Origin of the sequence: Paraburkholderia fungorum, from assembly GCF_046027215.1 — a bacterium.
Taxonomy (GTDB): domain Bacteria; phylum Pseudomonadota; class Gammaproteobacteria; order Burkholderiales; family Burkholderiaceae; genus Paraburkholderia; species Paraburkholderia fungorum_D.
Window position 1 is genome coordinate 4,195,532 of sequence record NZ_JAQQEN010000001.1, and the last position, 22,977, is coordinate 4,218,508.

Below are 22,977 nucleotides of genomic sequence, written 5' to 3' on the forward strand. Positions count from 1 at the left end.
CGGTCCTGGTCCAAAATCGGGTAAATGAGCGGGTAAAGGAGCGCTTAAAGGCTGCCCTTGGTCGACGGAATCTGCCCCGCCGCGCGTTCGTCCAGCTCGACCGCCATGCGGACCGCACGCCCGAACGCCTTGAACACCGTTTCCATCTGGTGATGGGCGTTCAGACCGCGCAGGTTGTCGATATGCAGCGTGACGCCGGCATGGTTCACGAAGCCGCGGAAAAATTCGATGGAGAGATCGACGTCGAAGGTGCCGATGCGCGCGCGGGTGAACGGCACATGGAATTCGAGTCCGGGGCGGCCGGAAAAATCGATCACGACGCGCGACAGCGCTTCGTCCAGCGGCACGTAAGAATGACCGTAGCGGCGAATGCCCTTCTTGTCGCCGATGGCCTTGGCTACCGCCTGGCCGAGCGTGATGCCGACGTCTTCGACCGTATGGTGGTCGTCGATTTCGAGGTCGCCATGTGCTTCGATATCGAGGTCGATCAATCCATGCCGCGCGATCTGGTCGAGCATGTGGTCCAGAAACGGTACGCCGGTGGCCAGCTTCTGCTGACCGGTGCCGTCCAGATTGATCTTCACACGGATCTGCGTTTCGCTGGTGTTGCGAACGACTTCCGCAAGGCGCATGGTAATTCCTCGAATCTAGCTAGAAAGCGATAGTAGTGTGGGATGGGAAAACGGCGGGCCGCGCGCGCCATTCAATGGCGCTCACACGGCCGTTCGGTGCGCCGTTCAGTGCAGCACGAGTTTCAGTGCGGCGAGCAACTGGACGTTTTCTTCGGGCGAACCGACGGTTAAACGCACGCAATTGGCCAGCAATGGGTGCATTTTACTCACGTTTTTGATCAGAACCCGTGCTGACAGCAGCGTTTCGAACATAACGGATGCGTCGGGCACCCGCACCAGCAGGAAATTGCCGGCGCTCGGGAACACTTCGGCGCCCGGCAATTGGGCCACGGCATGCGCGAGTTTCGTGCGTTCTTCGCGTAGTTGCGCCGCCTGACTGTCGAGCACGTCGATATGGTCGAGCAGGAAATCGGCGGCGGATTGCGTCAGCACGTTGGTGTTGTACGGCGGGCGCACCTTGTCGAATTCGGTTAGCCACGCGGGCTTGCCGACCAGATAGCCGAGGCGGATGCCGGCCAGACCGAGCTTGGACACCGTGCGCATTACGACGACGTTGTCGAACGCGTCGGCGCGCGGCAGCCAGCTTTGCTGCGCGAACGGCTGGTACGCCTCGTCGACCACCACCAGGCTTTTGTTCGCCGCGGCGACGATGCGCTCCATGTCGGCGTCGTCGTACAGCGTGCCGGTCGGATTGTTCGGATACGCCAGGTACACGACCGCCGGTTCATGTTCGGCAATCGCGGCGAGCATGGCTTCGGTGTCGAGCGTGAAATCGGCCTTCAGCGGCACGCCGATGAATTCCACGTTCGCCAGCTTCGCCGACATCTGATACATCACGAAACCCGGCAGCGGCGCAAGCACCTTGGCGCCCGGCTTCGCGCACGCCATCGTGATCATGCTGATGATTTCATCCGAGCCGTTGCCAAGCAGCACGTCGCAGCCTGCCGGCACGCTCATCACCCGCTTGATCTTCTCGATCAGCGCTTCTGGGCGCGGCGCCGGATAACGGTTCAGCGCAACACCCGCCAGATGCTCACCGAGATGGGCGGCCAGCACCGGCGGCAGCGGGAACGGATTTTCCATCGCGTCGAGCTTGATGTAGCCCGTGGCGTCCGGAACCGGATAGCTCGTCATCGCGAGCACGTCGCGGCGGATGATGTCTTGAGGTGTCGTCATAGGTCGGCGGAGCGGGCCCGCAAGGGAGAATCCGGCCTGGTATCGGCGGCACGCGGGCCGCCCCAGGTTGGTCTGTATCGTCGTTATTTAACGGACAATCGCGCGAAATCCGTCACGGGAGCCAGCGGGCATCGGGCATCGGGCATCGGCTCGATGCCGCCCTGTTCCGTGATCGGAGTCTGCCGCGCTCAGCCGTTCTGGCGCATCCGGTATTCCGCGCTGCGGGCATGCGCCTGCAGGCCTTCGCCGTATGCGAGCTCGGCCGCGATCTCACCGAGCGTCTGCGCACCGTCCGCGCTGACTTCGATCACGCTCGAACGCTTGAAGAAATCATAGACGCCCAAAGGTGACGAGAACCGTGCGGTACGCGACGTAGGCAGCACGTGATTTGGCCCCGCGCAGTAGTCGCCGAGACTCTCGCTGGTGTAACGGCCAAGGAAGATCGCGCCGGCGTGGCGGATCAACTTGCCCCATTGATGCGGTTCCAGCGCGGAGATTTCGAGGTGTTCCGGTGCGATGTCGTTGGCGATCGCGCAGGCTTCGGCCATGTCGCGCACCTTGATCAGCGCGCCGCGGCCTTCCAGCGACGCACGGATCACGTCCCGGCGCGGCATGCTCGGCAGAAGTTCGTTGATCGCATCGTGCACGCGGGCGATGAACGCGTCGTCCGGGCACAGCAGAATGGATTGAGCGAGTTCGTCGTGCTCGGCTTGCGAGAACAGGTCCATCGCGACCCAGCGCGGGTCGGTGGTACCGTCGCACAGCACGAGAATTTCCGACGGCCCGGCGATCATGTCGATGCCGACCGTGCCGAACACCCGGCGCTTGGCCGACGCCACGTACGCATTACCCGGACCGCAGATCTTGTCGACCGCCGGAACGGTTTGCGTGCCGTATGCCAATGCGCCCACTGCTTGCGCGCCGCCGATCGTGAATACGCGATCCGCCCCGCCCAGCAATGCAGCGGCCAGCACCAGCGGATTCTTCACGCCGTCCGGCGTGGGCACGACCATGACGATTTCGCGCACACCGGCCACCCGCGCCGGAATCGCGTTCATCAGCACCGACGACGGATACGCCGCCTTGCCGCCCGGCACATAGATGCCCGCACGATCCAGCGGCGTCACCTTCTGGCCGAGCACCGTGCCGTCGGCTTCCGTGTACTGCCAGCTATGGCTGCCGCATTCGATCTTCTGCTTCTCGTGATACCCGCGCACGCGTGCCGCCGCGGCTTCGAGCGCCGCACGGCGCTTCGGCTCGAGGCCTTCGAGTGCGGCTTCCAGTTCCGACATCGGCAACTCGAGCGCCTCGACGCTCTTCGCCTCGACGCGGTCGAAGCGGTTCGTGTATTCAAGCACCGCGGCATCGCCACGCGCCTTCACGTCGTTCAGAATCTGCGCGACCGAGCGCTCGATTGCTTCGTCTTCGCTCGCCTCGAACGCGAGCACCGCGTGCAGCGACTTCTGGAAGTCGGGAGCGCGGGAATCGAGTTTGCGAATCTTGATAGACATACGGGTATCCGTTTCGGTAAGGCGCGCGTTAAAAGTTTGACCCCGCGCGTGGTCAGACTATTCAGGCCGCCGCAGTGCCGGCTTTCGACGCGCGTTCGAATGCGTCGAGGATCGGCCGCAGCGCGGCGCGCTTGAGCTTCAGCGCCGCCTGATTCACAACGAGGCGCGACGAAATCTGCATGATCTCCTCCACCTCGACAAGATTGTTGGCGCGCAAGGTGTTGCCCGAGCTGACCAGGTCGACGATCGCATCGGCGAGGCCGACCAGCGGCGCCAGCTCCATCGATCCGTACAGCTTGATCAGGTCGACGTGAACGCCTTTGGCCGCGAAATGCTCGCGCGCGGTTTCCACATACTTGGTGGCCACGCGCAGGCGCGCGCCTTGACGCACCGCGTTTGCGTAGTCGAAACCAGCCGCCACGGCGACCGACATCCGGCACCGCGCGATGTCCAGATCGACCGGCTGGTACAGCCCGCTGCCGCCGTGTTCGAGGAGGACGTCTTTGCCCGCTACGCCGAAGTCAGCTGCACCGTACTCGACATAGGTCGGCACGTCGGTCGCGCGCACGATGATCACGCGCAGGTTTGCGTCCGTGGTGGGCAGGATCAGCTTGCGCGAGGTTTCCGGATCTTCAGCCACTTCGATGCCAGCTGCGGCGAGCAGCGGCAGCGTCTCTTCGAAGATACGCCCTTTCGACAGCGCCAGCGTGAGCGGCGCGCTCACCGCTGGCGCTTTCGACAGCGCCAGCGTGAGCGGCGCGCTCACCGCTGGCGACGACGACGTTTGCGGCATCGAACTCATGCCTGGCTCCCCGAGATGCGGCGCACTTTCGCGCCGATAGCGGTGAGCTTGGTTTCCATCCGGTCGTAACCGCGGTCCAGATGATAGATACGGTCGATCAGCGTTTCACCTTCAGCGCGCAGCGCGGCGATCACGAGACTCGCCGACGCGCGCAGGTCGGTGGCCATGACCTTAGCGCCCGAGAGCTTGTCGACGCCGGTCACGAGGGCGGTGTTGCCGTCGATCGTGATGCTGGCGCCGAGGCGGTTCAATTCCTGCACGTGCATGAAGCGGTTCTCGAAGATCGTCTCGACGACCTGCGAGGTGCCATCCGCGATCGTGTTGAGCGCCATGAACTGTGCCTGCATGTCGGTCGGGAATGCGGGGTATTCGGACGTGCGGAACGTTACGGCGCTCGGGCGCTTGTCCATGCGCACGCGGATCCAGTCGTCGCCCTCTTCGATCATCACGCCCGCTTCGCGCAGCTTTTCGATCACCGCTTCGAGGATCAGCGGACGCACTTTGCGCAATGTGACGTCGCCGCCCGCGGCCGCGACCGCGCACAGGAACGTGCCCGCTTCGATACGATCCGGAATCACCGTGTGCTTCGCGCCGTGCAGCTTGTCGACGCCCTGAATCACCAGACGATCGGTGCCGATGCCTTCGATCTTTGCGCCCATCTCGACCAGCAGGTGCGCAAGGTCGCCCACTTCCGGTTCGCGCGCCGCGTTCTCGATCACCGTTTCGCCTTCGGCGAGCACGGCCGCCATCAGCAGGTTTTCGGTGCCGGTCACGGTGATCATGTCGGTGACGATGCGCGCGCCCTTCAGACGCTTCGCGCGTGCTTCGATGAAGCCGTGCTCGATCGTGATCTCGGCGCCCATGGCCTGCAGGCCCTTGATGTGCTGATCCACCGGACGCGCACCGATTGCGCAGCCGCCCGGCAGCGACACCCTCGCGTGACCGAAGCGCGCGACCAGTGGGCCGAGCACGAGAATCGACGCGCGCATGGTCTTCACCATTTCGTACGGCGCGACGACGTTATCGACCTTCGACGCGTCCAGCGCCACACGTCCTTCACCGCTCTCGATACGCACGCCCATCTGGCCGAGCAGCTTGAGCATCGTGCGCACGTCCTGCAAGTCGGGGACGTTTTCCAGATGCACCGGCTCCGCGCTGAGCAGACTCGCGCACAGAATCGGCAATGCCGCATTCTTGGCACCAGAGACAACGACTTCACCCGAAAGCGGGGAGCCACCTTCAATGACGAGTTTATCCATGCCTGTCAGTTCCTGATCGACCCGGCCTTGCGCCGGCACTGCTTTGCTTGTGTTCGGCGCGCCGCTACCGGCCTCGCGCCCTTCTTGAGTAATTCGCACTAAATTTCCAGATTACGCGTTCTGCCATTCGGCGGGCGTCAGCGTCTTCATGCTGAGCGCGTGGATTTCTTCACGCATGCGGTCGCCGAGCGCCGCATACACGAGTTGGTGGCGCGCGATCAGACGCTTGCCTTCGAAGGTCGGCGAAACGATGGTCGCAAAGAAATGCTGGCCGTCGCCTTCGACTTCGAGATGCTGGCAAGCGAGTCCAGCCGCGATGTATTGCTTGACCTGTTCGGGAGTCGGCAACATGAGAGAAGCTCCTGATCAGTGGCGCAGTTTGTAGCCGGAAGCGAGCATGCGCATCGCCACCACGGCCAGCACCACAAAGAAACCGGCAACGATCACAAGGCTCACGAGCGGATCGATATCCGACATCCCGAAGAAACCGTAGCGAAAGCCGTCGATCATGTAGAAAAAAGGATTGAGCCGCGACACTTCGCGCCACACCGGCGGCAGCGTGTGAGTGGAGTAGAACACGCCCGAGAGGAACGTGAGCGGCATAATCAGAAAGTTTTGAAATGCGGCAAGCTGATCGAATTTTTCGGCCCAGATACCGGCGATCAAACCGAGCGTGCCGAGAATCGCCGCGCCAAAAATCGCAAACGCGATGATGTACAGCGGCGCGCTGAAGCTGACCGGCACGAACCAGATCGTCACGATGAACACGCCGAAGCCAACCGCGAGACCCCGCGCGACGGCTGCCAGCACATAGGCGCCGAACATCTCGTAGTGCGACAGCGGCGGCAGCAGCACGAACACCAGGTTGCCGGTGATCTTCGACTGGATCAGCGACGACGAGCTGTTCGCAAACGCATTCTGCAACACGCTCATCATCACGAGACCCGGAATCAGGAAACTCGTGTATTCGACACCCGGATACACCTGCACATGGCCGCGCAACGCATGGCCGAAAATCGTCAGGTACAGCAGCGCCGTGATGACCGGCGCCAGCACGGTCTGGAACGACACTTTCCAGAAGCGCAGGAGCTCCTTGTAAAACAGCGTACTGAAACCACTGTAGCCACTCATGCGAGTCCCTCGATCACTTCCGGACCGTTCATCACCTGAACGAACACATCTTCGAGATCGGCTTTGCGGACCTCGATTTCTTCGAATGTGCAGCCCGCCGCGCGACACTGCGCCAGGATGCGTTCCACGTCGTCATAGCTCGCCAGACGCAGCAGGTGCTGGCGGCCATTGCCGTTGCCAGCGCCGCTTTCCACTTCGAGCGGACGCAGCTCGGCGGGCAAGACGCCTTGCGCGAAGCGCAGGAACAGTTGCATGCCGGCAAAGCGTTGCAACAGCGTGCTAGTGCGCTCGAGCGCGACCACTTCGCCGCGTCGCAGCATGGCGATACGGTCGCACAGCGACTCGGCTTCTTCCAGATAGTGCGTGGTCAGCACGATGGTGTGGCCTTCGCGATTCAGGCGCGAGATGAATTTCCACAAGGTTTGACGCAATTCAACGTCGACACCCGCGGTCGGCTCATCGAGTACGATCACCGGCGGCCGGTGCACCAGCGCCTGCGCGACCAGCACGCGCCGCTTCATGCCGCCCGACAGCGCGCGCATGTTGGCGTCGGCCTTTTCGGTCAGATCGAGATTGGCCATGATCTCGTCGATCCACGCGTCGTTATTGCGCAGGCCGTAGTAGCCGGACTGGATGCGCAAGGTTTCGCGCACGGTAAAGAACGGATCGAACACGAGTTCCTGCGGCACCACGCCGAGCGCGCGGCGCGCGTCGCGGAAATCGGCGACCACGTCGTGACCGCGCACCGCGATGCTGCCTTCATCGGCGCGCGCGAGACCGGCGAGTATGCTAATGAGCGTTGTCTTGCCCGCGCCGTTCGGACCGAGCAGTCCGAAGAACTCGCCTTCTTCCACCGTGAGGCTGACGCCCTTGAGCGCCTGCAAGTCTTTGTAGCGCTTCTTGACGTTACGAATTTCTATGGCTGACATGACTATGCGCCGCTTGCATGGCGGCGCCTGAATGGGGGGCGCAATAGTGCTGGAAGGAACGGAATTGGGGCCGGTTATATGCCCCAAAAAACGTTTGATTATAGGGCAAAAATCAATAGGCCCGACTTGGCCGGAGGATTGGCAGGTGACGCGGCTGGCGCGTCAAGGAGACGTCGATGAAGTGGCAATGTCGCGGCGGTGACATCCTGCGTGTGAGCAGGAAGCGCTAACTCCGGTCAACGAAGAAGGGTATCGACGCCGTAAGCTTGTGCGAGGCTGGCAAGACCAGCCGGCAGGTTGACAATCTCGAACGCGGCGCCGCGCGCCTGAGCGGCACGCTGCCACGCAAGCAGAACAGCCAGCGCAGACGAATCGAACTGCGCGAGCGGCGCGCAATCCACGCCGGTCGCGCCCGCTGCGATCCGCTGCAAACCCGCCGTGAGCGCGGCGTTCGCGCTCGCGTGGGTGAGCGTCGCGCCGCTCTCAAAGCAGTTCGCGACCGGGTTCAGCACGTCGCTCACGACTGCTTGCCCGCGGCAAGCTGCTGATTGCGCTGCGTGAGGAACTGGATCAGCCCCTCCACGCCCTTCTGCTGGATCTGCTCCGTGAACTGCTGCTGATACGCCTGGATCAGCCACGCGCCAAGCACGTTGATGTCATACACGCGCCAGCCTTGCGGCGTCTTGTACAAACGGTAGTCCAATTCGATCGGCGAACCGTTGTTCATCACCACCGAGCGCACCACCGTGTCGGTGTCGTCCGGATTCATGCGGAACGGCTTGTACTGGATCTGCTGGTCGCGCACTTGCGCCAGCGCGCCCGAGTAGGTGCGGATCAGCAGCATCTTGAACTGCTCGACCACCTGGTTCTGCTGCTCCGGCGTAGCGGTACGCCAGTTGCGGCCCATCGCCAGCTGCGTGGTGCGGCGGAAATCGGTGTACGGCAAGATCTTTTCGTTGACGAGCTGGGTGATATGCGAAATGTCGCCCTGCTGGATCGACTTGTCGGCGCGCACGGCGTCGATCACCTGTTGGGTCACCGTCTTGACGAGAACATCCGGCGAGTTCGCGTCGACGGTTTGTGCCGAGGCACCCACGCTGGCGAACGAGAACAACGCAGCGAACAACGGAATCAGGAAGAATTTTTTCATATGTAGCCTTGCCTTAAAAATAGTGCAACCGTTTGAGCCGACATTAGCACGCGAGTTCAGCAGCAATCCATGCGCAAACTGCGAGAGTCGTATCGATCTGTTACGGGAGCATGTTTAACGCAATTTGAATGACGGAAAGTTGAAACGCGTCGGCGGCACCAGTTGGCCGGCTGGAATCTGCGTGGTTTCCGGACCGCCGTTCAAGTCGAGCGGGGGAGACTCAGAGGTGCCGGAGGCCGCTTCCGGCGCGGCAGCGGTGCCGGTCGAACCAGCGGTCGCGCCAGCCGCCGAGGCGGCTTGCGGCGCCGTTGCCGAGGTTGCCCCGGACGCAGCCGGCGCCGTGGCCGCACCGCCTTCCACGTCTTCGTACTTCGGCAGTGGGGCTTCTTCGCCATAGTTCGGCAGCGCCTGCGACTGCTTGCCGTCCGACAGCAGATACTGACGACGCTGCAGATATGCATTACGCACGAACGAATACTTGTCGAGCGCAGCGCCTTCCAGTACGTCGCTCGCACCCAGCAGATTCGCCCGCGTATTGACCACATTCAGCCCGTATAGCGCCCAGCTCAGACCATCCGGATGAATATAGCTGAGCGGGTTGATATAGTAGTTGCCGATCGAGCCAACCGCGTCGCGCACCGTGCTCGGCCCGAACAGCGGCAGCACGAGGTAGGGCCCCGCCGGCACGCCGTAGTGGCCAAGCGTCAAACCGAGGTCGTTGTCGTGCTTGGGCAGCTTGGCAAGCGTCGCCACATCGAACAGGCCGCCGACGCCGAACACCGTATTAATCACGATCCGCATGATGTCTTCAACGCCATCGGTGATTTTCAATTGCAGCAGGTTATTCGCCGCAATGTAGACATCGCCGATATTCGAGAAGAAGTTGGTGACACTGTCGCGCACCGGCTGCGGGGTCACCCAGACGTAGCCCTTCGCGACCGGCTTCAACGCGTACTGGTCGAGCTTGTCGTTCACGGTGAAGATCGTGCGGTTCAGGCCTTCCAGCGGGTCGCTTTTGGTGGGCGTCTGCACGGTCGTGCAGCCGGCGAGCGCTACCGCCGCCAGCGCCAGCTTCGCCACCTGGAAGGTGCGCGCGCCCCTGATGGGTATGGTCTGCATCCTTGTTCTCCTTATTGACCGGCCGCGCCCGAAGCGGGCAGCGCCGGTGCCGGAGCCGCGGGCGTTGCCGCCGACGCGCCCGGCCTGGAGGCGCCCGAGTCCGCCGCCTTGCTATACAGGAATTGCCCGATCAGGTTTTCCAGCACGATCGCCGATTGCGTCATCGAAATCGTGTCGCCTGCCTTGAGCATTTCGCTGTCGCCGCCGGGTTCGAGGCCAATGTATTGTTCGCCGAGCAGACCCGAGGTCAGGATCTTCGCCGAGGTGTCTTTCGGAAACGGGTACTGCTTGTCGATATCGATCGTGACCACTGCCTGATACGCATTGCTGTCAAAGCCGATCGAGGCAACCCGCCCGACCGTCACACCCGCGCTCTTGACCGGCGCGCGCGCCTTCAATCCGCCGATATTGTCGAACTTGAGCTTCACCGGGTAGGTGGCCTGGAACGACAACGAGCTCATGTTGCCGGCCTTCAGCGCGAGAAACAGCAACGCCACGAAACCCAGCACCACGAACAGGCCGACCCAGAAGTCGAGAGCAGTCTTTTTCATCGTCATCCCAAAGTGAATCCGCCGCGCCATTGAGACTCCCGCCGCGCACGTACCGCGTACCGTTACGCGCCGATCGACGGAAAATCTGCAGCGCAGTCTTAGCTGAACATCAACGCGGTCAGCAGAAAATCGAGGCCGAGCACCGCAAGCGACGCATAGACGACCGTCCTGGTCGTAGCGCGCGACACGCCCTCCGGCGTCGGCTTGGCTTCATAGCCCTGAAACAGCGCCACGAACGTCACCGCGATGCCAAACACCACGCTCTTGATGACGCCGGCGCCGACATCGCGCCAGACATCGACGCCACCTTGCATCTGCGACCAGAACGCGCCAGCATCGACGCCGATCAGCAGCACACCCACCACATAACCGCCGAACACGCCGACCGCGCTGAAAATCGCCGCCAGAATCGGCATCGAGATGATGCCCGCCCACAGGCGCGGCGCCACCACCACCTTGACCGGATCCACCGCCATCATTTCCATTGCGGTGAGTTGTTCGCCCGCCTTCATCAAGCCGATTTCAGCCGTGAGCGACGTGCCGGCCCGCCCGGCGAACAGCAGCGCGGTCACCACCGGCCCGAGTTCGCGGACTAGCGAAAGCGCGACCAGCAGGCCGAGCGCCTGCTCCGAACCATAGCGGTTGAGCGTGTAATAGCCCTGCAAGCCGAGCACGAAGCCGACAAACAGCCCCGACACGGCAATGATCACCAAAGAATAATTACCCACGAAGTGGATCTGCTTCGTGACAAGCCGCGGACGGCGCAGCAACGGGAAAAACTCAAGCAGCAGCCGCAGGAAAAAGCGCGTTGCGTAGCCAGCCGTTCCCAGCCCGTCGAGCACCGAGCGGCCGATCGCACTGATCATGACTGACCTCCGCCGATGCCGAAATCCGCCGCAAGCGGCGTCTTGCTGGGATAGTGGAATTTGAAGGGGCCGTCAGGCGCGCCGTCGATGAACTGGCGCACCGTAGGGTCGGCGGACGCACGCAGCTCGGCCGGCGTACCTTCGGCGTGCACGCCGCCGTTGGCGAGGAAATAGACGTAGTCCGCAATCGCGAACGATTCCGGCACGTCGTGCGTGACCAGGATCGAGGTTGCGCCAAGTGCCTGATTCAGCGTGCGAATCAGATTCGCGGTGATGCCGAGTGAAATCGGATCGAGGCCGGCGAACGGTTCGTCGTACATCATCAGTTCGGGGTCGAGTGCGATGGCGCGCGCCAGCGCCACACGCCGCGCCATGCCGCCGGAAATCTCCGAGGGCAGCAGATCGCGCGCGCCGCGCAGACCGACCGCGTTGAGCTTCATCAGCACGAGGTCGCGGATCAGTTCTTCAGGGAGGTCGGTGTGCTCGCGCAATGCGAAGGCGACGTTTTCGAACACCGACATGTCGGTGAACAGCGCGCCGAACTGGAACAGCATGCCCATCTTGCGGCGCAACGCGTAGAGGCCATCGCGCGTCTGTGCGCCGACGTCCTGGTCCTGGAACAGGATCTGGCCGCGACTCGCGCGCACCAGACCGCCGATCAGACGCAGGACGGTGGTTTTGCCGCAACCCGAGCCGCCCATGACCGCGACAACCTGGCCGCGCCTGAAGCGCAGATTCAGGTTCGACAGGACGAGCCGGTCGCCATAACCGAAGTCGACGTCGCGCAGCTCGAGTAAGGTCTCGGGAGAGGAAGACACGAAACTGACAGTCCTTTTACACGGAAGGCCGAATTATAGGGCCATCATGCAAAAGCTGCCTTGAAGCGCCCCGTCCGTTTACCCAACTTGACGATTATTGCGCAAACGCATGTTGCAGCGCGGAAACCGCGGCAGCCGGATCGGCGGCTTCGGTCACGGCGCGCACCACCGCTGCACAGCCCACGCCCGTCGCGAGCACGTCCGGCAGTACCTGCAGATCGATCCCGCCGATTGCCACCTGCGGCACTACGCCGTCGAGCAGGCGCACATAGCGCGCGAGGCGCTTCAGGCCTTGCGGCGCGGTGGGCATGACCTTGGTGGTGGTCGGGAACACAGCGCCCAATGCAATATAACTGGGGCGGAAATGCAGGGCTGTCAGAATCTCGTAGAACCCATGGGTCGACAAACCGAGCCGCACGCCGGCTGCCGCCAGCGCCGACAGATCGGCGGTATGCACGTCTTCCTGGCCGAGATGCACGCCGTAGGCGCCCGCTTCGAGCGCGGCTCGCCAATGGTCGTTGATGAAGACCTGCGCGTCGTGCTGGCGGCCTACGGCCACGCAGCGGGCGATTTCGCGCTTCAGTTCGTCCGCCGGTTCAGCTGATTTGCGGCGCAACTGCACGGTTTTCACACCAAAGCCCACTACCCGCTCGACCCACTCTGCCGTCGGCAGCACCGGATACAGGCCCAGCCGGTCCGGGCAACGCGCGAAGGCTTGCGCCGGCGCGTCCGGCAAACCGGCAATGCGCGGGAAACGTGTCAAATCCGCGGGAAAGGCGTCGTCCGCTTGCGTTTCGTCGCCGTCACGCCAGGCCAGCGCCAACACCAGCGCGTCGTGCGGATCGAAACCGCAGTCCAGAAACGCGGCCAGCGCGGCAATCCAGTCTTCCGACAGATGGCCTTCCAAGGGGTACTTTTCTCCGCCCAGATGCAGGGTGGCGCGGTTTTCGGCGGCGACGATCACGCCGGCGCCCTGCACCAGCCAGCGGGCCACCTGCTCGCCGTGCTGCTGCGCGTCGGCGACGATGATCAGGTCGCCACCGTTGGGCTCGTCCGGCGCGGTCAGACAGATGCGCCACGGCGCGTGCGTCGGCGGCCATTCGCCCAGCCGGGCGCGGATACGCTCGGCGGCTTCGGTCAGCTCATCGGCGGGCGGCCAGAAGAGGTCGCGGTTTTCCAGCGGCAAAGATTGCGTCATGCGGCGCTCCCATCCTGATGCCAGAACGGCATGCCGACCACCGGCGTGCTCGCGTGCGCGGTTTCGCGCTCGGCCATCGGCCCGGCCAGAAAAGCCTGGCGACCCGCTTCGACGCCTAGCGCAAAAGCGCGCGCCATTGCGTCGGGGTGGGTTGCCTGCGAGACAGCGGTATTCAGCAGCACGCCGTCGAAGCCCCACTCCATGACCTGCGCGGCGTGCGACGGCACGCCGAGCCCCGCGTCGACGATCAGCGGCACATCCGGCAGGCGTTCGCGCAACACGCGCAGGCCATAGGGATTGATTACGCCCTTGCCGGTGCCGATCGGCGCACCCCACGGCATCAGCGCTTCGCAGCCGGCGTCCAGCAGACGGCGGCCGATCACCAGATCTTCCGTGCAATACGGCAGCACCTTGAAACCGTCCTTGATCAGCTGGGCGGCCGCCTCGATCAGACCGACCGGATCGGGCTGCAAGGTGTAGTCGTCGCCGATCAGTTCAAGCTTGATCCACTCCGTTTCGAAAATTTCGCGCGCCATATGCGCGGTCGTGACGGCCTCGCCGACGGTCAGGCAGCCGGCCGTATTCGGCAAGAGCGGCACGCCGTGGCGTTTGAGCAAGTCGAAGAAGCCGGCTTCCGCGCCGCCCTCGTTCATCTGCCGGCGCAGCGCGACGGTCACCATACCGGGCCGGGCCGCGTCGATCGAATCGGACAGCGACTGCAGCGACGGATAGCGCGACGTGCCAAGCAGCACACGGCTCGCGAAGGTTTCGCCGTACAGTTTGAGCGCGTCGGCGGGTTGGGGGGAAGTCATTTGCATAATCCTTGTCTCCGGCAATACGTGGCGGGCGCTTAACCGCCGGCCACGGGTTGCACGACATCGAGCTTGTCGCCCGCCTGCAGCGCGCGCGCCGCATGCTGGGTGCGCGCGACGAAATCGCCATTCAGTGCGACCGCAAACGGCGGACGCGCGCCGAACGCGGTGAGCGCATCGGCAACGGTCGCGCCTTCGGGCAACGACAACGGCTTCTGGTTGATATGAATGTCCATGGTGTGCAAATACAGTTCAATCGATGGCGAGAGCGGCGGGACGTGCGATAAAAACCGCAACGTTCATGCCGGCTCCCGCGTGGAATCCAGTTGAAACAGCTCGCTCCAGCGCGCCGCGCGTTGCCAGTCGGCGAAAGCGTCGGCATCGCCAATGCGGCCGTCGAGAAGCGCCGCGGCGAAGCGCACGGCTTCGTCAGCGACTTCGGGCACGATCATGTAGCCGTGCCGGTACAGGCCGTTCACGCGCAGGGTCTGCGCGCCATCCCAGAGCAGCGCCGGGCGGTGGTCCGGCAAGGTCGGGCGGCACTGCGAATTCAGTTCGAGGATGCGGGCCTCGCCAAAGCCAGGATGCACCGAGAAAGCCGCGCTCAGCAGTTCGAGCGCCGAGCGCACGCTGACTGGCGACATGTCCTCGCCTTCCACTTCGGTCGCGCCGATCACGTAGAGATCGTCCTGCTTCGGCGCGATATAAAGCGGGTAACGTGGATGCAGCAGGCGCACCGGCCGCGTCAGATTGATCCCTGGGGCATGCACGCGCGCGACCTCGCCGCGGATGCCGCGCAGTGTCGGCATGACCGGCTTGGCGCCCAACCCGCGACAATCGATCGTGACTCGGGCAGCCGGCAACGCGTGCTCGTCGACTGGCGTATTCCAGTGCGTCTCGACACCGCGCTCGGCCAATCCCGCGGCGAGCGCGGTCAGCACCTGGCGGTTATCCAGCTGTCCTTCACGCGGCAGCAGCCAGCCCTGATTGAAGCGGCCCGCCAGCGCGGGCTCGGCGGCGCCGACCTGGGCACCGGCGAGCGTCACGAAGCCGCCGTCCAGCAACTCGGCAGGCGCGTTTGAGCGGACCCGCCGTTCGAACAGCGGAGCCTCGGTGCGGTCCGCGTGATGCCAGACGACCAGCGTGCCATTGCGCTGGAAAAAAACTGGCTCGGGCAAGTCGGCCAATATCTCTGGCCAGGTGTCGAGTGAGCGTGCGCCCAGCCGTGTGATCAGCAATTCGGCGCTGGCGGCTTCCGCGAGCGGCGCCAGCATCGCAGCGGCCACCCACGCGGCGGCTTGCGACCCAGCCGCGTCGCCACGTTCATAGAGCGCCACGCGATGCCCCTGGCCGGCCAGCCGCCACGCAACCAGGCGTCCGCACAGACCGCCGCCGAGCACCGCGAAATCGGGTTCAGCAAGACGGGTCATTGCGCACGCTCCGCACTGCACTCGCGGCATGAATGGCTAGCAAGGCACCCCACGCCGACGGCAACGTGGCGAAGAACAAAACACATATCTGAAGAATAGGCGGTCATCGAGTCCTTTCCGTACGGCCAACAAAACGCACGTACCCAGGACGAAACCGGCGGGTGAGGCCGGCCGGACAATACGCGCGTCAAATAAATGACGGACGCCGCCCGGCGGGGAGTGGAAGACTGGCTGCTTCCGGAAACTTCCCGCGCCGGTATTACCCGGATCGGGTGCAAAGGGTCTCTCTCAGCCTCGCCGCCGCTACATGAACATCACGCAGCCTGTGGGCGAAGCACCCCTGTTTCGTCGAAGGTCATTAGACCATAAAAGGCGCGGCGCCCGCAAACCAGCGGCTTTTGCCGTCATGCGCGCTGATCTGGCACTATGCGTCGATTCATCCATGCGGCCGCACCCGCCGCTCTGGCACAATGCCGGGACCGGGTGCTGCTGGAGCCGGGCGTCGGCGGCGCAAGCGGCCCGCCCGGGCAATAGCGGCATCCGACGAAGCCGTCGGGTGGAAATTAATTTTCACTTAAGGGGTTCGCGCCAGAATCGGACGCTCACTCGGGCGTGCGTTCGCCGAGCACGATGCCCGGGCATGCACCGCTCCCCGCTGCGGGTTAGCTCATTGGCGCCAGCGCCCGATGAATTAACCCCGAAGGGCCAGCACTTCTTCAGGATGCTCATGACACCGAATACCGCCTCCAGCCCCGTGCTGCCGCCAGACGAAAAAGTCTCCGCCTGGAGCCTGATCAAACCTTACTGGGTCTCCGAAGAACGAAAAACGGCATGGGGACTACTCATCGCGATCATCGTGATGAATCTGCTCGTCGTGTGGATCAACGTGCGCCTGAACCGCTGGAGCGCCGACTTCTACAACGCGCTGCAAACCAAGAACGTGCACGATTTCCCGCACCTTCTGATGGTGTTCTCGGGACTCGCGTTCGGTTTCATCATTCTCGCGGTGTACGGCCGCTATCTGCGGCAGATGCTTGGCTTCCGCTGGCGCCAGTGGCTGACCACCCGCTACCTGAACGAGTGGCTGCACGACAGCGCCTTCTACCGGATCGAACGCGACCGTCTCGCCGACAACCCCGACCAGCGGATCAGCGACGACCTGCAATCGTTCGCCACCACCACGCTCTCGCTCACGCTCGATCTGCTGTCCACCGTCGTCACGCTGGTGTCGTTCATCACGATTCTGTGGTCGCTGGCCGGCGCGCTGAGCATTTCGCTCGGCGGCATGCCGATCGAGATTCCCGGCTACATGGTGTGGGCAGCGGCGCTCTACGCGGTGGTCGGCTCGCTGATCATCCAGAAGGTCGGCCACCCGCTCGTGCCGATCAATTACCAGGCGCAGAAAGTCGAGGCGGATTTCCGTTTCGGGCTGATCCGTCTGCGTGAGAACGCCGAACAGATCGCCTTCTACAACGGCATGGAAACCGAGAAGACGAACGCGCACACGCTGTTCGGCCGCATCCGCGACAACTGGTGGCAGGTGATGAAGTACACCAAGCGGCTCACCTTCGTGTTGAGCTTCTACGGCCAGATCGCAATCATCTTCCCGCTAGTGGTCGCCGCACCGCGCTACTTCGCCGGTGCGTTCACGTTCGGCGTGCTGATGCAGATTTCGAGCGCGTTCGGCACGGTCAGCGATTCGTTTTCGTGGTTCATCAACAGTTACGGCACGTTGGTGGAATGGCGCGCTACCGTGAACCGGTTGCGCGAATTCAAGCGCATCGTGCATGCGCCGCGTCTGAAGGAATCGGTGTCGCCGGCTACCGCGCACGGCGGCATCAACCTGCATTTCGTCGACGAAGACAAGCTCTCTACCGACGGCCTCAAGCTCGCGCTGCCCAACGGCAATCCGCTGTCGCGCATCCGCGATATCGCGATCCAGCCGGGCTCGCGCTGGCTGGTGCGCGGCCCGTCCGGCTCGGGCAAGAGCACGCTGATGCGCGCGCTCGCGGGCCTCTGGCCGTTCGGCGACGGCTCGATCGACGCACCCGTCAACGCGCGGATGATGTTTATTCCGCAAGTGAGTTACATGCCGATCGGTACGCTCAAGGCGGCGCTCACCTACCCGTCCGCCGCGGACACCTACACGGACGATGAATGCCGCGAAGCGCTCGTCGTCTGCCATCTTTCGGAATACGCCGACCGTCTGCAGGAATCGGGACACTGGACGCGCATCCTGTCGCCGGGCGAGCAGCAACGTCTCGCCGGTGCCCGTGTGCTGCTGCACAAGCCCGACTACCTGTTCCTCGACGAAGCGACCAGCGCGCTCGACGCGGAAAACGAAGCGCGTCTCTATCATCTGTTCACCGAGCGCTTGCCGAAGGCGGCGATTGTCAGCGTCGCGCACCGCGAATCTCTGGCTGCCTTCCACGGCGAAACGCTCGACGTCGAACGCTCGGGCGAAGCAGTCGCGGCATGAGTGGCATCAGTGTCGCCGAGCTCGACCGCGTCGTTCTGATCACGGGCGCGGGTTCCGGTATCGGCGCGGCGCTGGCTCGGCGTATCGCCGCTCCGCGTACGGCCTTGATGCTGCACGCACGTGGCGCCGATGACGAAGCGCGTCAACGTCTCACCCAGGTTGCCGCCGATTGCGCTGCGAATGGCGCACGCAGCGCCTTGGTGTTCGCGGATCTGACCGAGCGCGGCGCTGCAGAACACCTGATTCACCACACGCTAGCGAACTTTGGCGCGCTCGATCAACTGGTTGCCAATGCGGGCCACGCGCAACGGCAAACCCTCAATGCACTCGATGCGGATACCTTCAGTGCGGCGTTCGCGGCAATGCCTGGGGCGTTCGCCGCGCTGGTGAAACGCGCAATACCCGCATTGGAAACCTCGAAACGCGGCCGCGTGGTCGCGCTCAGTTCGTTCGTCGCGCATCGCTATCGCGCGGACACACCGTTCGCGGCAACGGCGGCGGCGAAAGCGGCGCTCGAGTCGCTGGCGAAAACCGCGGCCGCCGAACTCGCCCCACATGGCGTGACGGTGAACTGCGTGGCGCCTGGCTACACCCGTAAAGATCGCGGCCCGAGCGCCGACAATGCAGCGATATGGACCCGCGCCGCCGCAGCGACTCCGCTCGGCCATGTCGCCGAACCCGCGGACATCGCCGCGCTGATTGCCTTCCTGCTCTCCGACGAAGCCCGTCACATCACCGGCCAGGTGATTCATATCGACGGCGGCCTGACGCTCGGCTGAGCGACGCCGCCGGCTCGCAATTTAGGCGGGCCACGCGCTCCCATCGAATCAGAAAGGCTCGGAATGCGTTACGTGCTTTGCGCCGCTCGCGCGGGTCAGCAGGATGATCCTTGAGAGCCCATCCATTCTGGCAGTCCTGAAATACGGCGTGAGCCTTGAATGACGGGGCTTGCGCGCGAACCTCGGAAGCGGCCGCGCAATGTCGTAAGCATTGGTAAGAAAACAGTCGGCCGTGCGTCGCGCGCCCCGGTCTAGAATTTCGCCATGAATCCACAGGTCCTTATCGTCGACGACGATCCGGTTGTACGCGATCTGCTTTGCAAGTTTCTGCAGTCGAACGGCTTCGATGCGTCAGTGCTGCACGACGGCACCCATCTGCAACGCAGGCTCGAGCGCGAACGCCCCTCTGTCGTCGTGCTCGACATCATGATGCCGAACACCGATGGCCTGCGTGCGCTCACCGCACTGCGCGCCGCCGGCGACGATATCCCGGTGATTTTCGTCACGGCGCGCGGCACGGTGGCCGATCGCATCGTCGGACTATCGCTTGGCGCAGATGACTATCTGACCAAGCCGTTCGATCCACGCGAGTTGCTCGCGCGTATCCATACGGTGCTGCGTCGCCGTGGACCGTCGACCACCAGTGCGCCAGAGGCCCGCAAGCCCTATCACTTCGGGCCGTTCGAACTCGACTTCGCTACGCGCTCGCTCTCGCGCGACGACACCAAGCTGCCGTTACGCGACGGTGAGTTCGCGCTCCTGAAGATCTTCGTCAACAATCCGTACAAGGTCCTTTCGCGTGTGCTGATTCACGATCTCATGCATCGCGACAATCTCGCCTTCCGTGACCGCAGTCTGGACGTACCCATCTGGCGGCTGCGCCGGGTGATCGAAGACGATCCGTCCAATCCGTATTACGTCCAGACGGTGCGTGGCAAAGGCTATGTGTTCGTGCCGGACGCCGACGGCATGCCCTTCGCCGACGAGATCACGCCGCGCGTATGAGAAATCCGCTGAACACACTGTTCGGCAGGATGGCGTTGCTGTCGACGGTGGTGTTGTTCGCGATTCAGGCCGGCTGGTTCGTGCTCGTGGTGATGCAACCGCCGCGCCATGAAGTCGACGGCTTCGCGCGCGGCATTCTGCTGGTGCTGCAAGCGGTCAATGGCGAGCCGATGAAGAGCGCCGCCCTTGCGCCTGCGATGCGTGTGCATCTCGTGCCCACCTCGAACATGCCGGCGAGTGTTCATCTGCGCCCGCCAACCGATCATCCGCTGGTCGAATTGAGCCGGCATTTGCGCGAGAACCTGCCAGCCGGCACGCAGATCGCCGTCGACGATCTACGCCCGCCGCAGTTGTGGGTTCTGTTCCCTGGCAAGCCGAACTGGGTGGTGGTACCGGTCAACATGCCGCCGCGCCCACGCTTTCTGATCGAATCCATCTCGATGCTGCTGGCCTCGCTGATTCTGTCACTGTTCGCGGTCTGGCAGATGCAGCGACCCTTGTCGCGCGTGGCCGACGCTGCGCGCGCGTTCGGTTCTGGCGGCCGGCCGGAACCCGTGACCGAACAGGGTCCACGCGAATTGCGCGACCTGATCGGTTCGTTCAACGACATGATGCGGCGCCTGAACGAAGCCGGCGACGACCAGGCTGTGATGCTGGCCGGCGTCGCGCACGATCTGAAAGCGCCGCTCACGCGGCTCAAATTACGTGCGAGTGTGCTGGTGGCTGAAAGCGAGCGCGCCGGCCTGATTCGCGACGTCGACTCGCTGACCAACATCGTCCAGCAGTTTCTGGAGTTCGCCGGACAGTCTGCGGACGCCGGGCAGCCGATCGAAGTGGACGCATTTCTGCAGGAACAGTTTTCCGCCAGCGACAACAACGAGGCACCGCTTTTCACGCTGGATCTGCGAGCCGGTCCAGGGTTCGTCTTGCCACGCACCTTGCTCGACCGCCTCGTGACGAATCTCGTCGACAATGCGCTTGACCACGGCGCGCCGCCGGTGGATATCGTCACGGAGCGGCAGGACCGGCATTGGGTGATCAGCGTGCGCGATCATGGCACGGGGATTCCGGATGGCCGCATCGCCGCCGCGATGAAACCGTTCGTACGGCTTGATGCCGCGCGAGGCGGCGAAGGGCATTGCGGTCTTGGACTGGCGATTGTGGCGCGGCTCGCGCATGACCGCGGTGGGCGGTGTCATGTGCGCAATCATGCGCGGGGTGGGTTGGAAGTGCGGATTGAATTGCCTGTTGGAGTGGTGGTGGCTGCTGGGGTGTAGCCGTTTAGCCTGTTTTGTATGTGGTGGTTTTTTTGCCTTTGGCGGCGGCATTTCCCTGGTTTTGGCTTCTTGGGCCTTTCCTTGTTTGCTTATTGGTCTATTAGCGTCGCCCCTGTGCGGGGCAGGCACCTACTTTTCTTTGCCGCCGCAAAGAAAAGTAGGCAAAAGAAAGCGGCTCAAACCGCCAACATTTAAGTGGGTCCCCTGGCTTGGAGGGGCTAGTGGTCCGATTAACGGATCACACCTCGGTCCGCAACCGCCTGTGACACAGCCGTCATCCGCTCCCACTCCGCACTACGTGCGTCGCGGTTGGGTCCACCACGGAAACCAGGCGCTTCGTTTGTGTGCGGTGGGGGCCATCGGCTTCGCCTCGGCGAGGAGCCGAAAAACACCGATGGTTTTGTGAAGTACCGCCCCGGCGCGCGAAGCGCCGCCGTAAGCATGACGGCCTGGTCACTCAGGCGAGAAGGTCTGCAGGCTCAATCTCTACGGAGCCACGATCCCCTCCAAGCCAGGGGACCCACTTAAAAATTGGCGGTGTGAGCCGCTTTCTTTTGCCTACTTTTCTTTGCGGCGGCAAAGAAAAGTAGGTGCCCCCCGCACAGGGGGAACGCTAATAAACCAATAAGAATAGAAACAACCACCGCCGCAGGCATCCAGCAATAATGCCGCCGCCAAAGGCAAAAGCAAACCAACCCCATTCCCCTTAGAATACAAAAACCCCAAACCACCTGCCCGCCGCCAGGCAAAAAAAATCGGTCCAGGAGACACAAAAAAACATGCCCTCTCTCCAATGGTTCACCGACCTAACCCAGCGCGAACGCCGCACCCTATACGCCGGCTTCGGCGGCTACGCAGTCGACGCCTTCGACTTCATGATCTACTCATTCCTCATCCCGACCTTGATCGCGACATGGGGCATGACCAAAAGCGAAGCGGGCATGATCGCCACCAGTTCGCTCATCTCATCAGCAGTCGGCGGCTGGCTCGCCGGCATCCTCGCCGATCGCTACGGCCGGGTCCGCGTGCTCCAGTGGACCATCGCCACTTTCGCGATCTTCACCTGCCTGTCAGGCTTCACTCACTCGTTCTGGCAACTCCTCACCACCCGCACCCTGCAAGGTATCGGCTTCGGCGGTGAATGGTCCGTCGTGACAATCATGATGGCGGAAACCATTCGCTCCCCCCAGCATCGGGCGAAAGCCGTCGGCACCGTGCAAAGCAGCTGGTCCTTCGGCTGGGCCGCGGCGGCCATCATCTACTGGGCTTTCTTCGCGCTGCTGCCGGAACAATACGCGTGGCGCGCCTGCTTCTGGATCGGCCTGCTGCCCGCGGCATGGATCATCTATATCCGCCGCAATGTGAGCGATCCCGAGATCTTTCTTGAAACCCGCCGCGCCCGCGAAAGCGGCTTCGATACCTCGCACTTCCTGCAGATCTTCTCGTTCCCCCACCTCAGAACCACCCTGCTCGGCAGCGTACTGTGCACCGGCATGCTCGGCGGCTACTACGCGATCACCACTTGGTTGCCTACTTATCTGAAGACGGTGCGTCATCTGTCAGTGTTCAATACCAGCGGCTATCTGATCGTGCTGATCGTCGGCTCGTTCACGGGCTATATCGTCGGCGCGATCCTCTGCGACAAGATCGGCCGGCGCGCCTCCTTCGTCCTGTTCGCCATCGGTTCGTTCGTACTCGGTATGGTCTACACCATGCTGCCGATCACTGACGGCATGATGCTCGCGCTCGGCTTTCCGCTCGGCATCGTCGTGCAAGGGATTTTCGCGGGCGTCGGCGCGTATCTGTCGGAGCTGTATCCGAATGCAATCCGCGGCTCGGGACAAGGTTTCTGCTACAACCTCGGGCGTGGCCTCGGCTCATTCTTTCCAATTCTGGTCGGTACGTTGTCGCAAACCATGACGCTCGTGAAAGCGATGGGCATCGTCGCCGGTTCTGGCTATCTGCTGGTAATCGTCGCCGCCGTGTGCCTGCCGGAAACCAAGGGCAAAGTGCTCGGCGCGCCCCACCCCACTGTTTGAACGCGCAGTACCAA

General features: G+C 63.3%; 23 protein-coding genes and 1 riboswitch. Of the genes, 5 read left to right on the forward strand and 18 right to left on the reverse strand.

Annotated elements, in window-relative coordinates; translation table 11 throughout:
- Window positions 1–44: 44 nt before the first annotated feature.
- The 18 genes from hisB to PQR27_RS18905 all read right to left on the reverse strand — a co-directional run bounded on the left by hisB (window position 45) and on the right by PQR27_RS18905 (window position 15,384).
- Window positions 45–632: an imidazoleglycerol-phosphate dehydratase HisB gene (gene hisB / locus PQR27_RS18820; RefSeq protein ID WP_408525050.1), complete on the reverse strand. Its 588-nt coding sequence runs from the start codon at window positions 630–632 to the stop codon at window positions 45–47.
- Window positions 633–737: 105 nt separating this feature from the next.
- A complete protein-coding gene (hisC, locus tag PQR27_RS18825; protein WP_408525051.1) occupies window positions 738–1,808 on the reverse strand; it encodes a histidinol-phosphate transaminase in 1,071 nt (356 codons plus the stop codon).
- A gap of 188 nt (window positions 1,809–1,996) precedes the next feature.
- Window positions 1,997–3,319: a histidinol dehydrogenase gene (gene hisD, locus PQR27_RS18830; RefSeq protein WP_408525052.1), complete on the reverse strand. Its 1,323-nt coding sequence runs from the start codon at window positions 3,317–3,319 to the stop codon at window positions 1,997–1,999.
- Between the two features lie 61 nt (window positions 3,320–3,380).
- Complete coding sequence (gene hisG, locus PQR27_RS18835) at window positions 3,381–4,121, reverse strand: ATP phosphoribosyltransferase (protein ID WP_408525053.1); 741 nt, start codon at window positions 4,119–4,121, stop codon at window positions 3,381–3,383.
- Entirely contained in the window at window positions 4,118–5,380 is a 1,263-nt protein-coding gene (murA, locus tag PQR27_RS18840; RefSeq protein WP_408525521.1) for a UDP-N-acetylglucosamine 1-carboxyvinyltransferase, read from the reverse strand. Before murA ends, hisG begins: the two co-directional genes overlap by 4 nt.
- 111 nt (window positions 5,381–5,491) lie before the next feature.
- The gene (locus PQR27_RS18845; RefSeq protein WP_408525054.1) at window positions 5,492–5,731 is read right to left on the reverse strand and encodes a BolA family protein; all 240 of its coding nucleotides are present in this window, start codon (window positions 5,729–5,731) and stop codon (window positions 5,492–5,494) included.
- A 15-nt stretch (window positions 5,732–5,746) separates the two neighbouring features.
- Window positions 5,747–6,511, reverse strand: a complete 765-nt coding sequence (locus tag PQR27_RS18850) for an ABC transporter permease (protein ID WP_408525055.1) — start codon at window positions 6,509–6,511, stop codon at window positions 5,747–5,749.
- Window positions 6,508–7,440 (reverse strand): ABC transporter ATP-binding protein, encoded by a 933-nt coding sequence (locus PQR27_RS18855; protein ID WP_408525056.1) that lies wholly within the window; start codon window positions 7,438–7,440, stop codon window positions 6,508–6,510. The genes PQR27_RS18850 and PQR27_RS18855 overlap by 4 nt, the downstream gene beginning before the upstream one ends.
- A gap of 236 nt (window positions 7,441–7,676) precedes the next feature.
- The gene (locus tag PQR27_RS18860) at window positions 7,677–7,961 is read right to left on the reverse strand and encodes an STAS domain-containing protein (RefSeq protein WP_408525057.1); all 285 of its coding nucleotides are present in this window, start codon (window positions 7,959–7,961) and stop codon (window positions 7,677–7,679) included.
- Window positions 7,958–8,590, reverse strand: a complete 633-nt coding sequence (locus PQR27_RS18865; protein ID WP_408525058.1) for an MlaC/ttg2D family ABC transporter substrate-binding protein — start codon at window positions 8,588–8,590, stop codon at window positions 7,958–7,960. The genes PQR27_RS18860 and PQR27_RS18865 overlap by 4 nt, the downstream gene beginning before the upstream one ends.
- A 114-nt stretch (window positions 8,591–8,704) precedes the next feature.
- Window positions 8,705–9,709 carry an MlaA family lipoprotein gene (locus PQR27_RS18870; RefSeq protein ID WP_408525059.1) on the reverse strand — a complete coding sequence of 335 codons (1,005 nt, stop codon included), beginning with the start codon at window positions 9,707–9,709 and terminating at the stop codon, window positions 8,705–8,707.
- A gap of 11 nt (window positions 9,710–9,720) precedes the next feature.
- Window positions 9,721–10,260, reverse strand: a complete 540-nt coding sequence (gene mlaD / locus PQR27_RS18875; protein ID WP_408525060.1) for an outer membrane lipid asymmetry maintenance protein MlaD — start codon at window positions 10,258–10,260, stop codon at window positions 9,721–9,723.
- A 98-nt stretch (window positions 10,261–10,358) separates the two neighbouring features.
- Window positions 10,359–11,126 carry a lipid asymmetry maintenance ABC transporter permease subunit MlaE gene (gene mlaE / locus PQR27_RS18880; protein ID WP_408525061.1) on the reverse strand — a complete coding sequence of 256 codons (768 nt, stop codon included), beginning with the start codon at window positions 11,124–11,126 and terminating at the stop codon, window positions 10,359–10,361.
- Window positions 11,123–11,944 (reverse strand): ABC transporter ATP-binding protein, encoded by an 822-nt coding sequence (locus PQR27_RS18885; protein WP_408525062.1) that lies wholly within the window; start codon window positions 11,942–11,944, stop codon window positions 11,123–11,125. Before PQR27_RS18885 ends, mlaE begins: the two co-directional genes overlap by 4 nt.
- A gap of 94 nt (window positions 11,945–12,038) precedes the next feature.
- The gene (gene thiE / locus PQR27_RS18890) at window positions 12,039–13,142 is read right to left on the reverse strand and encodes a thiamine phosphate synthase (protein WP_408525063.1); all 1,104 of its coding nucleotides are present in this window, start codon (window positions 13,140–13,142) and stop codon (window positions 12,039–12,041) included.
- Window positions 13,139–13,954, reverse strand: coding sequence for a thiazole synthase (locus PQR27_RS18895; protein WP_408525064.1), 816 nt, complete (start codon window positions 13,952–13,954; stop codon window positions 13,139–13,141). The genes thiE and PQR27_RS18895 overlap by 4 nt, the downstream gene beginning before the upstream one ends.
- Before the next feature lie 38 nt (window positions 13,955–13,992).
- Window positions 13,993–14,190 (reverse strand): sulfur carrier protein ThiS, encoded by a 198-nt coding sequence (thiS, locus tag PQR27_RS18900; RefSeq protein ID WP_012434522.1) that lies wholly within the window; start codon window positions 14,188–14,190, stop codon window positions 13,993–13,995.
- A gap of 63 nt (window positions 14,191–14,253) precedes the next feature.
- Entirely contained in the window at window positions 14,254–15,384 is a 1,131-nt protein-coding gene (locus PQR27_RS18905) for an FAD-dependent oxidoreductase (protein ID WP_408525065.1), read from the reverse strand.
- Between the two features lie 228 nt (window positions 15,385–15,612).
- Window positions 15,613–15,736, reverse strand: a riboswitch (TPP riboswitch).
- Window positions 15,737–16,111: 375 nt separating this feature from the next.
- Between PQR27_RS18905 and PQR27_RS18910 the strand changes: the two genes are divergently transcribed.
- The 5 genes from PQR27_RS18910 (at window position 16,112) to PQR27_RS18930 (ending at window position 22,963) form a co-directional block, all read left to right on the forward strand.
- Complete coding sequence (locus PQR27_RS18910; RefSeq protein WP_408525066.1) at window positions 16,112–17,863, forward strand: ABC transporter ATP-binding protein/permease; 1,752 nt, start codon at window positions 16,112–16,114, stop codon at window positions 17,861–17,863.
- A complete protein-coding gene (locus PQR27_RS18915) occupies window positions 17,860–18,642 on the forward strand; it encodes an SDR family NAD(P)-dependent oxidoreductase (protein ID WP_408525067.1) in 783 nt (260 codons plus the stop codon). The genes PQR27_RS18910 and PQR27_RS18915 overlap by 4 nt, the downstream gene beginning before the upstream one ends.
- A gap of 264 nt (window positions 18,643–18,906) precedes the next feature.
- The gene (locus PQR27_RS18920) at window positions 18,907–19,647 is read left to right on the forward strand and encodes a response regulator (protein ID WP_408525068.1); all 741 of its coding nucleotides are present in this window, start codon (window positions 18,907–18,909) and stop codon (window positions 19,645–19,647) included.
- Window positions 19,644–20,924 (forward strand): ATP-binding protein, encoded by a 1,281-nt coding sequence (locus tag PQR27_RS18925; RefSeq protein WP_408525069.1) that lies wholly within the window; start codon window positions 19,644–19,646, stop codon window positions 20,922–20,924. Before PQR27_RS18920 ends, PQR27_RS18925 begins: the two co-directional genes overlap by 4 nt.
- Before the next feature lie 779 nt (window positions 20,925–21,703).
- The gene (locus PQR27_RS18930; protein WP_408525070.1) at window positions 21,704–22,963 is read left to right on the forward strand and encodes an MFS transporter; all 1,260 of its coding nucleotides are present in this window, start codon (window positions 21,704–21,706) and stop codon (window positions 22,961–22,963) included.
- The last annotated feature ends 14 nt before the right edge of the window (window positions 22,964–22,977 follow it).